This is a genomic window from Mesorhizobium sp. M1066 (genome assembly GCF_040318635.1).
In the GTDB taxonomy this organism is placed as follows: domain Bacteria; phylum Pseudomonadota; class Alphaproteobacteria; order Rhizobiales; family Rhizobiaceae; genus Mesorhizobium.
This window is the reverse complement of the sequence record NZ_JAMYMR010000024.1, coordinates 23,133-35,978: the sequence shown is the minus strand read 5'-3', so window position 1 is coordinate 35,978 and position 12,846 is coordinate 23,133. Positions and strand designations below refer to the sequence as shown.

General features: G+C 62.8%; 14 protein-coding genes. 8 read left to right on the top strand and 6 right to left on the bottom strand.

The genetic code is table 11. The features are described 5' to 3' along the window. Positions 1-35 precede the first annotated feature (35 nt). The 6 genes from ligD (at position 36) to NKH52_RS24440 (ending at position 7,790) form a co-directional block, all read left to right on the top strand. Positions 36-2,519 (top strand): DNA ligase D, encoded by a 2,484-nt coding sequence (gene ligD, locus NKH52_RS24465; protein WP_352734426.1) that lies wholly within the window; start codon positions 36-38, stop codon positions 2,517-2,519. Positions 2,520-2,755: 236 nt separating this feature from the next. Further along, positions 2,756-3,661: a non-homologous end joining protein Ku gene (gene ku / locus NKH52_RS24460; RefSeq protein ID WP_024501732.1), complete on the top strand. Its 906-nt coding sequence runs from the start codon at positions 2,756-2,758 to the stop codon at positions 3,659-3,661. Beyond that, positions 3,658-4,773: a tetratricopeptide repeat protein gene (locus NKH52_RS24455; RefSeq protein WP_352734424.1), complete on the top strand. Its 1,116-nt coding sequence runs from the start codon at positions 3,658-3,660 to the stop codon at positions 4,771-4,773. The genes ku and NKH52_RS24455 overlap by 4 nt, the downstream gene beginning before the upstream one ends. Positions 4,774-4,981: 208 nt before the next feature. Then, positions 4,982-5,626 carry an alpha/beta hydrolase family protein gene (locus tag NKH52_RS24450; protein ID WP_352734422.1) on the top strand — a complete coding sequence of 215 codons (645 nt, stop codon included), beginning with the start codon at positions 4,982-4,984 and terminating at the stop codon, positions 5,624-5,626. A gap of 4 nt (positions 5,627-5,630) precedes the next feature. Further along, on the top strand, positions 5,631-6,401 hold the full coding sequence (locus tag NKH52_RS24445; protein WP_352734420.1) for an exodeoxyribonuclease III: 771 nt from the start codon (positions 5,631-5,633) through the stop codon (positions 6,399-6,401). 192 nt (positions 6,402-6,593) lie between these two features. Next, positions 6,594-7,790 carry a hypothetical protein gene (locus NKH52_RS24440; RefSeq protein WP_352734418.1) on the top strand — a complete coding sequence of 399 codons (1,197 nt, stop codon included), beginning with the start codon at positions 6,594-6,596 and terminating at the stop codon, positions 7,788-7,790. A gap of 61 nt (positions 7,791-7,851) precedes the next feature. Here the strand turns inward: NKH52_RS24440 and NKH52_RS24435 are convergent, their stop codons facing one another. After that, complete coding sequence (locus NKH52_RS24435; protein WP_352734416.1) at positions 7,852-7,950, bottom strand: putative RiPP precursor; 99 nt, start codon at positions 7,948-7,950, stop codon at positions 7,852-7,854. Between the two features lie 215 nt (positions 7,951-8,165). Continuing rightward, complete coding sequence (locus NKH52_RS24430) at positions 8,166-8,255, bottom strand: putative RiPP precursor (protein ID WP_127296259.1); 90 nt, start codon at positions 8,253-8,255, stop codon at positions 8,166-8,168. 403 nt (positions 8,256-8,658) lie between these two features. Here NKH52_RS24430 and NKH52_RS24425 point away from each other — a divergent pair, with 403 nt between their 5' ends. Then, complete coding sequence (locus NKH52_RS24425) at positions 8,659-9,210, top strand: isochorismatase family protein (protein WP_352734414.1); 552 nt, start codon at positions 8,659-8,661, stop codon at positions 9,208-9,210. 265 nt (positions 9,211-9,475) lie between these two features. Here NKH52_RS24425 and NKH52_RS24420 read toward each other — a convergent pair whose 3' ends face one another. The 4 genes from NKH52_RS24420 to NKH52_RS24405 all read right to left on the bottom strand — a co-directional run bounded on the left by NKH52_RS24420 (position 9,476) and on the right by NKH52_RS24405 (position 11,976). Further along, a complete protein-coding gene (locus NKH52_RS24420; RefSeq protein WP_352734522.1) occupies positions 9,476-9,721 on the bottom strand; it encodes a hypothetical protein in 246 nt (81 codons plus the stop codon). 70 nt (positions 9,722-9,791) lie between these two features. Next, positions 9,792-10,091, bottom strand: coding sequence for a DUF1236 domain-containing protein (locus NKH52_RS24415; RefSeq protein WP_031213630.1), 300 nt, complete (start codon positions 10,089-10,091; stop codon positions 9,792-9,794). Between the two features lie 1,055 nt (positions 10,092-11,146). After that, positions 11,147-11,353 carry a hypothetical protein gene (locus NKH52_RS24410; protein ID WP_352734412.1) on the bottom strand — a complete coding sequence of 69 codons (207 nt, stop codon included), beginning with the start codon at positions 11,351-11,353 and terminating at the stop codon, positions 11,147-11,149. Between the two features lie 335 nt (positions 11,354-11,688). Next, a complete protein-coding gene (locus NKH52_RS24405) occupies positions 11,689-11,976 on the bottom strand; it encodes a hypothetical protein (protein WP_352734410.1) in 288 nt (95 codons plus the stop codon). 335 nt (positions 11,977-12,311) lie between these two features. Here NKH52_RS24405 and NKH52_RS24400 point away from each other — a divergent pair, with 335 nt between their 5' ends. Next, the gene (locus tag NKH52_RS24400; RefSeq protein ID WP_348630099.1) at positions 12,312-12,530 is read left to right on the top strand and encodes an exopolysaccharide production repressor protein; all 219 of its coding nucleotides are present in this window, start codon (positions 12,312-12,314) and stop codon (positions 12,528-12,530) included. Positions 12,531-12,846: the final 316 nt, after the last annotated feature.

Sequence of the window (12,846 nt, the reverse complement as noted above, 5' to 3'; positions counted from 1 at the left end):
GGCTTGTTCCTGGCCGCCGTGCTTCGATCCTTGCGATGACGACTCCACCAAAGCTCAAAGCCTATCGCGCCAAACGCGAATTCGCCAAGACGCCGGAACCGGTTGGCGGGCTCGTCAGCAGCGACGGCAACCGCTTCGTCGTCCACAAGCACCACGCCACCGCTGACCATTATGATCTGCGCCTGCAGGTCGGCGATGTCTTGAAGAGCTGGGCGGTGCCGCGCGGGCCTTCGCTCAATCCGGCCGACAAGAGGCTGGCGGTCGAGACCGAGGATCATCCGCTCGAATATATCGACTTCGAGGGTGTCATTCCCGAGGGCGAGTATGGCGGCGGGCCGATGATCGTCTGGGATACCGGCACATGGGCGCCGATGGACGACGTCGAAAAGAGCTTGCGAACCGGCGCCTTCAAGTTCCGGCTGGCCGGCGACAAGCTCAATGGCGGCTGGATGCTGACCCGGCTGAAGCCGAAACCCGGCGAAGACGAAAACAAGAAGAACTGGCTGCTCTTCAAGGAACGCGACCTCGCCGCCGACACCGCGCTTGACATCCTCACGGCCCGCCCGGAAAGCGTCAAATCCGGATTGCGCATCGAGGAACTGGCGGCGCCGGCGAAGCCCGCTGCCAAACCCGCGCCCAGACAGGGATCACTGAAGCCCGGCACGCTGCCGGGCGCGTTCAAGGCCCCCATGCTTGCCCGTATCGAGCCGCAGCTGGCGACGCAGGTGCCAAAACCGCCCGATGGCGAAGACACCAAACAAGTCTGGCTGCACGAGATCAAATTCGACGGCTACCGCACCATGGCGCATCTCACTGGCGGCGTGGTCAAGCTGATCACCCGTGGCGGCATCGACTGGACGAAGCGCTATGGCGACCTACCGCTTGCCTTCGCGAAGCTGCCCTGCCGCGATGCCATCATCGACGGCGAGATCGTGGTGCTCGACGCCCGGGGCATCAGCCGCTTCGCGCTGCTGCAGGATGCGCTGGCCGAGGGCGCCGGCAGCAAGCTCCATTTTTACGCCTTCGATCTTCTCCATCTCGACGGCTGGGACCTGACCAAGGCGCCGCTGGTCCGGCGCAAGGCGCTGCTGGCGCAGACGCTGTCGTGCCTCGGCGCCAATTCCGCCATCCAGTTCTCCGACCATATCGAGGGCACGGGGCAGGGGCTATACGACCAGGCGTCGGAACTTGGGCTGGAGGGTGTCGTCTCCAAGCGCGCCACGGCCATCTATCAGAGCGGCCGAAGCAAAAGCTGGACCAAGACCAAGGCGTTGCTGTCAGACGTCTTCGTCATCGCCGGCTTCACCATCTCCGATGCGGCCGAAGGGCTGGCGGCGCTCGGCATGGCAGAGTTCGAGGGTGGTGAATTGCATTATCGCGGCAAGGTCGGCGCCGGTTTCGATGCCGCCACCGCCGGTGAGTTGCTCGCCAGGCTGGAGCCGCTGCGGGAAGGCGCCACCCCGCCCGAGGGCGTCCCGCGCGAAATCATGCGCGAGATGAACTGGGTGCGGCCGCTGCTGTCGGCGCGCATCCATTACGCCAACCGCACATCGGACAACGCACTGCGCCACGGCGTCTTCCGCGGTTTGAGGGATGTCGGCCTGTCGACGCCGGTCTCGTCCAAACGCAAGCGGCTGATCGCCGAGGCCGACCTTGCCACCATCTGGGTGACCAACCCGACGCGCCGGCTGTTCGGCAAGACCGGCCCGACCAAGCTCGACATTGCGGTCTATTACGCGCTGGTCGGCGACTTCATGCTGCCGCACATCCTCGGCCGGCCGGTGTCGCTGGTGCGCTGCCCGACCGGCCTGCCGAAGGATTGCTTCTTCCAGCGCCACGCCTTCACCGGCATGCCGCCCTCGGTGGTGACATTCGAGGCGACGAATTCCGAGGGCGAGACCAAATCCTATCTCTCGGTCGAAGGCGCGAAAGGGTATCTGGCGCTGGCGCAGTTCGGCGTCGTCGAGTTCCACACCTGGGGCACCCACCGCACCAGCCTCGACAGACCCGACCAGATCGTCCTCGACCTCGATCCGGGAGAAGGGATCACCTGGCGCGAGGTGGTCGAGGCTGCGGTGCATATCAGAAGCGAGCTGGAGCGCCTGGGGCTGGTGCCGTTCGCCAAGACCTCCGGCGGCAGCGGCATCCACATCACCGTGCCGGTGACGGGCAAGCAGAACTGGAAGAAACTGCACCAGGTGACCAGCGCGATCGCCACGCATCTGGCGACAACGGCGCCTGATACTTTCACCACCACCATGGGCAAGGACAACCGCAAGAAGCGCATCTTCATCGATTATCACCGCAATGCGCGCGGCCACACCTCGGCAGCACCTTACTCGCTGCGCGCCCGCACCAATCTGCCGGCCTCGACGCCGGTCAGTTGGAGCGACCTCGAATCCATCGATGCGCCGCAGGATCTGAACTATTCCTCCCTGCCGGGGCTGCTGGCGACGTCGGGCGATCCGTGGGCCGAGATCGACGAGTTCGCGCGGGATTTGCCGACCTTGAAGAACTAGGTTCCTCGCCCCCATGAAATGGGGGAGAGCGTTGCGGGGCGAGGAACCCAACGCCATCGACGCTTCCGACAATTTGAATTATTCTCTCCGCCACGACCTCAAAGACGTGGCGGAAGATTTCGTCAGGGATTTGCCTGTATTGTGCGGGGTCGGTGTAGGATTTGCGCAGCCTCGTTCGTCCTTCGGACGAAAAGCGCTGCAGTCAATGTCAGTGCATGGCCGCGTAGGAGTGTTTCATGGCGCCCAGGGCAAGTTGGAAAGGTTACCTTAAACTCAGTCTGGTCAGCTGTCCGGTGCGGTTATATCCCGCCACCAGCGCCAGCGAGCGCATCAGCTTCAACCAGCTGCACAAGAAGACCCACAACCGCATCAACATGAAACCGGTCGACCCCGAATTGGGGCTCGTCGAGCGTGCTGATCTGGTCAAGGGCTACGAATACGAGGACAAGCAGTACATCATCATAGATGATGCCGACCTCGATGCGGTGCGCATCGAATCCAATCACACGATGAACATCGAGGCCTTCGTGGATGAGGACGAAGTCGACGTCATCTATCAGGACGCGCCCTACTACATGGCGCCTGACGGCGCGATGGCGGAGGAGACCTTCGCCGTGCTGCGCGAAGCCATGCGCAAATCCGGCAAGCTGGCGATCGCACGCCTGGTGCTGTCGAGCCGCGAGCGGGTGGTGACGATCGGCGCGCGCGAGAACGGCATGTTCGTGTGCACCTTGAGGAATCCGAACGAAGTGCGTGGCACGGCTGAATATTTCGGCAACATCCCAGCCGGCAAGCCCGATCCCGAAATGCTGCAACTCGCCGAAGCACTGATCAAGCAGAAGGAAACCACCTTCGATCCTAAGAACTATGAGGACCGCTACGAGGCGGCACTCATGACGATGATCCGCGAGAAGCTGAAAGGCCACAAGCCGATCATCGCGGCGGCACCCGAGCGCGGCAATGTCATCAACCTGATGGATGCGCTCAAGGCGAGCCTGTCGCAATCGAAGCCCCCGGCCAAATCGAAAAGCAAGGCCGACGAGGTTGCCAAGCCCGCCGCGAAGAAGGCGGCAGCGGGTGGTGCTGCTGAAAATCCGTTGAAGGCCAATCTGCTGAAGGCGGTCGGCAAGAGCAAGAAATGACGGCACCGACCGGCGCTGTTTTCGGCACGATAGGCGCGCTGGCGGCTTTTCCGCTCAGGCTGGCTGCGAGGGAAGTGGAACGCCGACACGGCCAGCTGCGGCGCGGTATCACCAGGCGCACCACGCATGTCGTCTTCGGCCGGACACTGTTGGCCAAAGCCGGGCTCTCCAGGAACGGCGATGCCGGGATCGAGCGCCGTGTCGCCGCCGAGCGCGCGGCCGGTCGAACGCTGGTCAGCGAAAACGGATTCCTGCGCCTTCTCGGACTGATGAAGACACCGGAAGCGTCTTCGCTGTCGCGGCAATCGCTGATCGATCAGTCGCGGCTATCAGGCTCCGACCTCGACCTGCTCAGCCTGTTCGATGCGTTCGAGCATGACGTTGAACCCTATTCCTTCCGCGACCTGATCCTGGCGCGCAAATATACCGGGCTCATCGCCGGCGGCGCGACATGGGGGGCGATCGCGCGCTCCGTCCACCGCTCCGGCCCGGTGGCGTCGCTGACCGCCAAGTCGCTCAATGTCGGCTCGCAGCATGGGCGCGCCGATGCCATCTATCTCGAAGGCGGCCAGAGCGAACTCGATGGGCAGTTGCTGTTCGATCTCGGAACAGCCGGGGCAGAGGGTGACGACACGCTGGAGGAGCTGTTCACCGAGGCGGAAGCGACGGAGGAGCAGGGCGACCATGATAGGGCCGCCGCGCTCTACCAGCGCTGCCTGGCCATCGATCCGAGCGATGCGATTGCCGCCTTCAACCGCGCCAACTGCCTGCGCGCCGGCGGCCACGCGGCGGACGCCGCGCACGACTATATCAATGCGATAAAACTCGACCCGGCCTTCGTCGAGGCGTGGTTCAACCTGGCCGGACTGATGAGCGAGCAAGGTCGCGAAGCCTCGGCGCGAAGGCACCTGCAGAAAGCGATCGCGCTCGACAAGGCCTATGCCGATCCGGTGTTCAACCTCGCCCGACTGGAATTCGACGCCGGCAATCTGCCGGAGGCACGGCGCCTGTGGGTGCGTTATCTCGAACTCGACGCGGAGTCCGAATGGGCACGGGTTGCAGCCAAGGGCGTGCAGTTCGTGGATCTGCAGTTGGCGCGGACGGCGGGGTGAGTGATGCTGGCGCTTGAACACCCCCCTCTGGCCTGCCGGCCATCTCCCCCGCAAGGGGGGAGATCGGAAGCTTGGGCGTCCCGCTCCTTCTTGCAAAGTGGGAGATTGGCGAAAGCGGTTGAGCGCGCAATCTCCCCCCTTGCGGGGGAGATGTCCGGCAGGACAGAGGGGGTGTGACGGAACTCGACCTCTCCAGCGAGACCGCCCCATGACCGCCTTCCTCTTCGACGGCGACGATAATGCTCCCGTCACCATCCTGCTCGCGCATGGCGCGGGCGCGTCGATGGACTCGCCCTCGGTGACCGCCACCGCCAAGGCGCTGGCCGCCGCAGGCTTTCAGGTTGCGCGCTTTGAATTCCACTACATGGCCGCGCGCCGCTACGGCCACCGCAAGCCACCGCCGCGGGCCGAGACGGTCAACCCGGAATACATCAAGGCGATAGCCGACCTCAGGGCAAAGGGCGTGACGGGACCGCTGATCATCGGCGGCAAGTCGATGGGCGGGCGCGTCGCCTCGATGGTCGCCGACGAGATGTTTGCCAAGGGCGAGATTTCAGGCCTGCTGTGCCTCGGCTATCCCTTCCATCCGCCGGCCAAGCCCAATCAATTGCGGACAAAACACCTCGCCGGGCTGAGGACGCCAACGCTCATTTTCCAGGGCACGCGCGACGAGTTCGGGACGCCAGACGAGGTGGCCGGCTATGGGCTGTCGGACAGTATCGAGATTATCTGGCTGGAGGATGGCGACCATGATCTCAAGCCACGCAAGAGCATCTCGGGATTTTCGGCGGCCGACCATCTGAAGACGCTGGCCGAGACGGTGAAGGCGTGGTCGGGCCGGATCGCTTCCTGAAGCGATGAAGATCGCCTCCTTCAACATCAACAACATCAACAGCCGGCTTGAAAACCTGCTGGCATGGCTGGCTGCGGCAAAGCCCGATGTCGTGTGCCTGCAGGAACTGAAGGCACGCGACATGCAGTTTCCGCGCTCGGCATTGGCGGCGGCCGGCTATGGCGCGGTGTGGAAGGGCGAGCCGACGTGGAACGGTGTTGCCATCCTGGCGCGGGGTGCCGAGCCAGTGCTGACCCGCGATGCCTTGCCCGGCGACGATGCCGACAGGCAGAGCCGCTATATCGAGGCGGCGGTGAACGGCATCATCGTCGCTTGTCTCTATGCGCCGAACGGCAATCCTCAGCCCGGCCCGAAATTCGCCTACAAGCTCGCCTGGCACGCGCGGCTGGAGGTGCATGCCGAACAGTTGCTCGACACTGGCCTGCCGGTGGTGCTGGCCGGCGACTACAACATCGTGCCCGAGCCGCGCGATATCTACCCCACCCGCTCCTATGACGACAACGCGCTGGTGCAGCCGGAAAGCCGGGCGTCGTTCCAGCGCCTGCTCGACCAGGGTTGGCTTGATGCCCTGCGCAAGAAGCATCCGAAGGAAACGCTTTACACATTCTGGGACTATCGCCGCAACCGATGGCCGCGCGATGCCGGCCTCCGGCTCGATCACATCCTGCTGTCGAATAAACTGGCACGCCGCCTGACCGCCGCCGGCATCGACCGCGACGTGCGCGGCGAGGACGGCGCCAGCGACCATGCGCCGGTGTGGGTGGAATTGAAGTAAGGCGACTGCTTTCATGCGTCGCGCTTGAAGGGGTCGCTGCAACGCGCTTTAAGTCTTTTGTCTCGATGCATGTCGCTGTCCCAATCCGGGTTCGCTTTTGGCCGACATGCAATAACCTGTCGGCAAAGTACTCCAACGCAGCCGGATCGCCCGTGAACGCAACCCCCCACGAGATTTGTGAAGCGAGGCTCCATGCCTGACTTGGGCGCTGTCCAGATACTGGCCGCCGCCATTGTGGTGCTTGCGGCTGCTGTCGCGTCCTGGCTGCTGTGGCGGAAGCGCAGCCGTCGCAAGGGACGGCGGCTAACCAATCCGGCTGCCGACTATGCCGTCCGTACCGATTGGAACGCCCGCGGGGGTATGCTCAATTACTCGTCCTTCGTCTATTTCGACGTCGATCGCGACGGCAAATACGGCGCCGGAGACCGGCCGATGGCCGGGATCATGGTGCGGCTGTATGACGAAGCCGGCAAGCTCGCCGCGTCCGCGCGCACCAACAATGCCGGCTTTGCCAATTTTCCCATGTCGGTGAAAAGCAGAAAGGCCGTGATCCGCAAGCCGGGCAACTGGCGCTTTGTGGTTTCGGTGCCGCCCGGCTGGCAGGCGAAAAGCGAAAATGACATTCAGTCCCGACACTTCCTGCCGCTGCCGGGTTCGCCGGCCGGGATGGTATCGCAGGAGATGCTGCTGCCGGTCGGTCTGGCACCGCCGCGCCGCGTCAGCGGGCGCGTCGCCGGCGATGGACCAGCGACCCTCTCCGTGTCGGGGAATGGGCACGTCCTGGAGACGCGGGCACTGGCGCCGGCTGCCGTCTTCAGCTTCGACCTAGCTGAAGACGCCGACACGGTCAGCGTCAGCGGCGGCGGCTTGGAGCGGCGGCTGACGCTATCGCCCTACTCGGCGGATCTCGGCCTGCTGTCGCCGCAACGCGCCGGCATCGATACTGATGCCGCCCTCGAAACGATCGATTTCGACGCTGTGACGTCGCGCAGCCTCAGGAAAATTCCGGCTGGCCATGCCGGATTGGCGTGGCGCAACCTGAATGCGATGGCCCGCGACTTCACCAAGGACAGCCAGGGCTATGTCAATGGCAATGTTTCCGGCGATCATGTGGTCTACACCAGCAGCGGGCTGCCGGCCGAATTCAGCTGCGAACGGCCGTTCGGCTTTCACTCGGTCATGCTGAGCGCCGCCTGGCTGGCGTCGGAAGGGGAGGTGGCGCTGATCGAAAGCTGGCTTGGCGAGCAGCTGATTGCAAGCGACGAGGTCACGCTGTCGGCGCTGACGCCGCTGCACTACGCCCCGATGCTCAAAGCAGTAACGCGTGTTCGCCTGTCGACGAAGCACTATTGGCAAATGGTCGTGGACGATCTGGTCCTGACGCGCTGAGATTTAGGCATACCAAAGCGGAGCGAAATTTCGCCCCGCTTCAATCAAGTTTCGTTTACGGTCAGCCCGGCACAATAACAATCGAGGCGCCGTTGGCCGCAGTGACCGCCGACAACCGGCCTTTTTTCAAGAACGATGGCTTCACATAGATTTTTTTCATATCAGACTCTCCTAAAAATCCCGATCCGATGATGCCAGACTGCGGCCATCTGTCAACTGTGCGGGCTGAAATCGGCAAACTGCAATAAATCCAAGGAGGCGCGGCAAGGCGCCCGCCCTCCAATTCTTTGTTTTACGCCATTCCGGATCGAAGCCTTCGGTGCTTTTCCTGGGATTGCTCCGCGCCAGGCGTGATCCGGCCAAGAGTGTGCCTGATTACATCGTGGCGCTGGTTGAGCCGTTTGCCGTAACGGCTGAAAGCTTGCCCTTCTTGACGAAAGCCGGCTTCGAGTAAGTCTTCTTCATAGCGATCTCTCCTGATCCCTCGGCGATGATGGCAGATGCGCGACATGTGTCGACCAAGCCGGGGCCGACGGCGGGCCTCCTGGCGATACTGGCGCCGTGTTCACTGTCCACGGCAACGCATTGGCGCTGCCGGCCGACGGCCAGCGCGCCTGGTCTTCGACTTGCTCGACGTCACGGCGCGGCTGTGGGAGATGGACAGCGGCAACCGGATCGCAATGTTGGACAGCCAGACCGGCCCGATCTATGCGGTGGCCTTCGCGCCGACGGCGCGGTGCTGACCGGCGGCAACGACCGTACTATCCGCGACTGCCGGCCACCGGCGGCGACGGCGTGGTGCTGTTTGCCGGCGCGCCGGAATGAGCGAAACCTTGATCACCCTGTCCGCCGTGCTATGTAAAAACCCATGCCAGCACCCAGCCTCCCGAACAATGCGCCGCTCATCGTCATCGATCTCCAGACCGGCATGTTCGACGGTGTGCACGAGCCGCCGATCCATGATGCGCCAGGCATTGTCGAGCGCACCAAGGCGGTGATCGATTGGGCGCGGCGCGGCGGGCGCAAGATCGCTTTTATCAGGCATGACGGACCCGAAGGCGATCCGTTGGCACCGGATGAACCGGGCTGGCCGGTTTGGCCCGCGCTTGGCCAAGCGGCGGACGAGCCGACCTTTGCCAAATCCGTGCGCGATGCTTTCAGCAATCCTGCCTTCGGCGACTGGCTCGCCGGTCAGGGTGCGGGTGCGGTCGTGCTCTTGGGCGCACAGACCGATTTTTGCGTGGCCGCGACGGTCAAGGGCGCCATCGCCAGAGGGCTCGGCGTGATCGTGGTCTCCGATGCGCACAGCACGCTGGACAATGCCAGCGAGAGTGCCGAGCAGGTCATCACCAGGCACAATGGCGAATTCGCCGAGGCCGGCGCCAATCTGGTGACCACAAAGGCGCTTGTCGGCGGCTGAAGCCCGACCGTCGCCGCAGGCCGCATTATCAGGCAGCCGGCTTGAAGCCTTCGCGAGGGAAGACAGGCGGCTGCCGTGGTCGACGCGGACGGGGGGGCGCATTGTTGGGATGGCTCGGGCGCCCGCGTCAACCAGGGCGGCTCGTACCGCCGCATTAGCAACATTGCACATTGCGGGCCGCTCGAAACTTCCGCGAAAGCGGAATAGGCTGGAGCAAAAGTGCGGATTCGGCTGAGACTTTCGGCGCGCTTTCCCGGTCAGGGAGTCAAAAAGTCTGCTGGCTTGTCGGGATGTCGCTCAGGGCGTTTGCCGGGTCCTGCACCGGATCGGCGAGGAACGATGCCGCAATCAGGTCGTCGGCATCGATCTGACCATGACGATCTTCCATGATGGCCGCGACCTTTTGAAAGGTTTTCATTTCGGCATCCGTCACCCGCGCATCACGCATCCTGGCTTGGAGATCGGCCAGGCGAACGCCCAAAGCAGGGGATGTCACAGCTTTGCTTATCATCTTCACTCGTCCTGATTGGAAGCTGGGCAACCCGCCGCCATGGCTGGCGGCGGGTTGGACAGTTCGAAATTCAATCGTAGACCTTGATGATCTTGCGGGTGCCCGGATCGACCAGGACGGTGCGGTTGTCGACCACCACGTAGCGGTATTTGACATCGGGGATCTCATGAAGTTCGACCGTGTCCGGCAACGCGCTACCAATATTCAGTTCCACACCGGGAACCTTGACCGAAGCGAGGGGCTGCTTCTTCACATACTCGCGGATGACCGTGTCCTGTTCAGGCTGAATGACAACGTCCTGAGCGGCAACGGCGCCGACACCGGCCAACAGCAATAGCGCCGCTGCGGCGCCCGTTAGGTGCATTTTCATACCGTTTCTCCTTGCGAGTCAGCATGACAGGATCGTTCATCGCTGACGGCAACTGAACTTGAGCCAAATGAAAATGTTCCTCCGCTGGGGCTTCGGTCGGATGAGACGTGCGACTTAAGTCTGGTCTGCGAGCGCATTGGTCTTACCGACGGGAACGGCTCTCTGTTCACGGCTGTTTGTCTCCCGGAATTCGGAGAGACAGATGGACAAAAGTGTTGGCCAAGCGCGCTGGTTGCTCGCACCGATTTTCGCGACAGCTGTCACCTTTCTGGTGATGGGGATAGTCCTTGGCTGACATGTCGTCGATCGGCGCAGCAACGTCCCTTCCTGCGCTGATAGGATTCGCAAGCCGCTTCGGCGGCTGGCGAATCCTCTATTTTCACCATGCGCCGGCCTGCTCATTCGGCAGCCGAGCGCTGTGTTCAGCTTATGCAACGTTTGGAGGTTACTATGGATCGGCGATCCTTCTTGACGGCGATGTTTGGCATTGCCGGGGCAGCGGCCCTTGCAGGGGCAATTCGCCCGATCGAGGCAGCGGCCGGTGTTCCAGGCGCCGGAAACGGCATTCTCGATGAAATTGAGGCAGAGGCCCTCGACGACGAAGGTGCACATGCGGAGGTGCAGCCGGTCGACCATCGACGCTGGGATAGGGGCTGGGATCGGGACTGGGGTCGGGATCGGGGCTGGCGCCGGCGCCGGCACGGGCGGCGTTGGAGACGGGTCTGCCGCAGTTACTGGCGGCATGGTCGCCGTCGCGTCCGGTGCTATCGCAGACGTGGCCCTTCGGTCGTCCTTCGATTTTAGCAGCTAGCCTGCACGTCCTAGCGATTTGATCAGTGCGATGGGCTCGGCGTCCGCATCTTTCCTGCGGCTGCCGAGCCGATCGCAAGCAATCAAACTTCTCCGGTGGCAAAACACCGTCCGAAGCCGTCCGCTCCGCTGCCACATCACCAGCACGCCGCCGCGCTGCAAGCAGCGGCAATCGCGGTTCTTCCTGGACGAAGCCTGGAGGATCCGCGCGGCCGCAATCTCGCTATTGCTCAGCAGTTGCTGGTTCAGTTTGCCGCTTTGCTATCGGCCGCGTGTATCGATCGAGCGGGCGGCGAAGACAGGGCACGTTGATCCGCAGGCTGCTCATTGAAATAGAGCGAACTGCCGAGTAGGAGGAACACGATGCCCACCGCCGTCAATCCAACCATGAGCACGGCGATCGCCGTGCCTGGGCCATAGCCTGTCTTGATGATGGTGGATCGGTGGGGCATCGCGCTGTTCTCCAGGCATGGCACCCGGCGATGCCGAGTCTTCGCGACAACGACAAGCGAGGCCCGATGTTCCCTCGTGGGAAGCTTCAATCGGTCACGTCGGGCTTTTGCTTTTTCCTGTAGGACCAAGGTCTTATCCGTCGTGCGCAAAAGTCCAAGGGGCCTTGTTCAGTTCCGATAATGTCCCTTGGATGTTCCGCTATTTTAGGTAAATCTGATATAATGCCCAGGCGGAAAGCTTAGCCGGGCAAGCACATTTGCCCGCGAACCGGGCATGGAAAATGTGGCTTTGGCAAGGTCAACAACAGGCAGTCATGTCTCAGGCGACGAATGGCTCACGTTTCGTCGAATCGGCCCTCGCGGGTCTGATCGCGGGTGATTGCGGCTTCTTCCTCATCATCGGGGAGGGCGTCGTCGCTGTCCTGGTACGCGTTATCGTCGTCCTCGTCAGGCAGATCGCCGTCTTTTTCGATGCCGTAACGCATGTCGCCGTTTTCCGGTACGGACCCTGGCAGGATCTCGCCGCCCTTGATCGCATCCCAATCCTGCTGCTCGATGGTAGGGCCATCCGCCTGCGGTGCGTCATCTTCGATGTCGGCGCTTGGTTTGTTGCGCGGTGCCATGCCGGCCTCCTTTCCTTGAAAAAACTGGAGGCGAAACTCGGCGTGCCGGCATTTGTTCCCCTGCTCGAGGTGCAAAGAGCGGGCGTGCTTCTGGATTTTCGACGGCTGGCGCGTCAGCCCAGCCCGCCCGCACCGCCGCCGCACCCCGGATCGCCTCCGTTGCCAAGTCGCCGCGGAATGGAGAACGCGTAGCGGTGACCGGCCGCTTACTTGCGAAGTTGCTAAAATAATGGGATGTTGTCCGCGGGAAATGGGAATGAGGCAGGGACTGGTTGGAACCGGCGCGGTTTCGAGGGTTTTGGGAAACCATGTATTTTGGACAGTTTCTCGTAGGAATGTCAGCCACGGCCATCATCGTCGCGGCCTGGACCTATATGGCCACCGGATCCTTCTGGGAGGCATTTGCCTGGACGATAGCGACACTGCTTGTCCTGCAAGTCGGCTATTTCGTGCTCATCGTGAGGCTGATCTTCAGGCGCGCACACGATATCGCGCCGAGCCAGGATCCGGTAGACGCCTTCCCGCCCTTGCATCGCGACGGTGTCCAGCTTTGAGACCGGGGCAACCGGGGCCGATCAGGAATGGTGTTTCCATACGGGCCGTCCACTCGCGCGCGTGCGCCGAGGCATGGGAACATGATGGATGCGCGACCGACTTCGCATCGTACTCAGGCCGTCAGGTTGGGAACAAGTGCTGATACTTCGCGTTCTCTGGCAGTGAGGTTGTCACCTCCATCGGTACTGTCATGGCTTGCTCTGCTCCCGGCGGCGCGAGCCTTTTCGTGCCGGAGCCTTTCACATCGTACAGATGGAGGGATCGAGGCCGGTTGGCTCGCCAATCCGGCGGCAGATAGAATTCTTCATCCCTAAA

Excerpts from the sequence above, each read along its gene's own strand:
- ligD (WP_352734426.1), top strand. The coding sequence starts at position 36 with ATGACGACTCCACCAAAGCTCAAAGCCTATCGCGCCAAACGCGAATTC.
- ku (WP_024501732.1), top strand. The coding sequence starts at position 2,756 with ATGGCGCCCAGGGCAAGTTGGAAAGGTTACCTTAAACTCAGTCTGGTC.
- NKH52_RS24455 (WP_352734424.1), top strand. The coding sequence starts at position 3,658 with ATGACGGCACCGACCGGCGCTGTTTTCGGCACGATAGGCGCGCTGGCG.
- NKH52_RS24450 (WP_352734422.1), top strand. The coding sequence starts at position 4,982 with ATGACCGCCTTCCTCTTCGACGGCGACGATAATGCTCCCGTCACCATC.
- NKH52_RS24445 (WP_352734420.1), top strand. The coding sequence starts at position 5,631 with ATGAAGATCGCCTCCTTCAACATCAACAACATCAACAGCCGGCTTGAA.
- NKH52_RS24440 (WP_352734418.1), top strand. The coding sequence starts at position 6,594 with ATGCCTGACTTGGGCGCTGTCCAGATACTGGCCGCCGCCATTGTGGTG.
- NKH52_RS24435 (WP_352734416.1), bottom strand. The coding sequence starts at position 7,950 with ATGAAAAAAATCTATGTGAAGCCATCGTTCTTGAAAAAAGGCCGGTTG.
- NKH52_RS24430 (WP_127296259.1), bottom strand. The coding sequence starts at position 8,255 with ATGAAGAAGACTTACTCGAAGCCGGCTTTCGTCAAGAAGGGCAAGCTT.
- NKH52_RS24425 (WP_352734414.1), top strand. The coding sequence starts at position 8,659 with ATGCCAGCACCCAGCCTCCCGAACAATGCGCCGCTCATCGTCATCGAT.
- NKH52_RS24420 (WP_352734522.1), bottom strand. The coding sequence starts at position 9,721 with ATGATAAGCAAAGCTGTGACATCCCCTGCTTTGGGCGTTCGCCTGGCC.
- NKH52_RS24415 (WP_031213630.1), bottom strand. The coding sequence starts at position 10,091 with ATGAAAATGCACCTAACGGGCGCCGCAGCGGCGCTATTGCTGTTGGCC.
- NKH52_RS24410 (WP_352734412.1), bottom strand. The coding sequence starts at position 11,353 with ATGCCCCACCGATCCACCATCATCAAGACAGGCTATGGCCCAGGCACG.
- NKH52_RS24405 (WP_352734410.1), bottom strand. The coding sequence starts at position 11,976 with ATGGCACCGCGCAACAAACCAAGCGCCGACATCGAAGATGACGCACCG.
- NKH52_RS24400 (WP_348630099.1), top strand. The coding sequence starts at position 12,312 with ATGTCAGCCACGGCCATCATCGTCGCGGCCTGGACCTATATGGCCACC.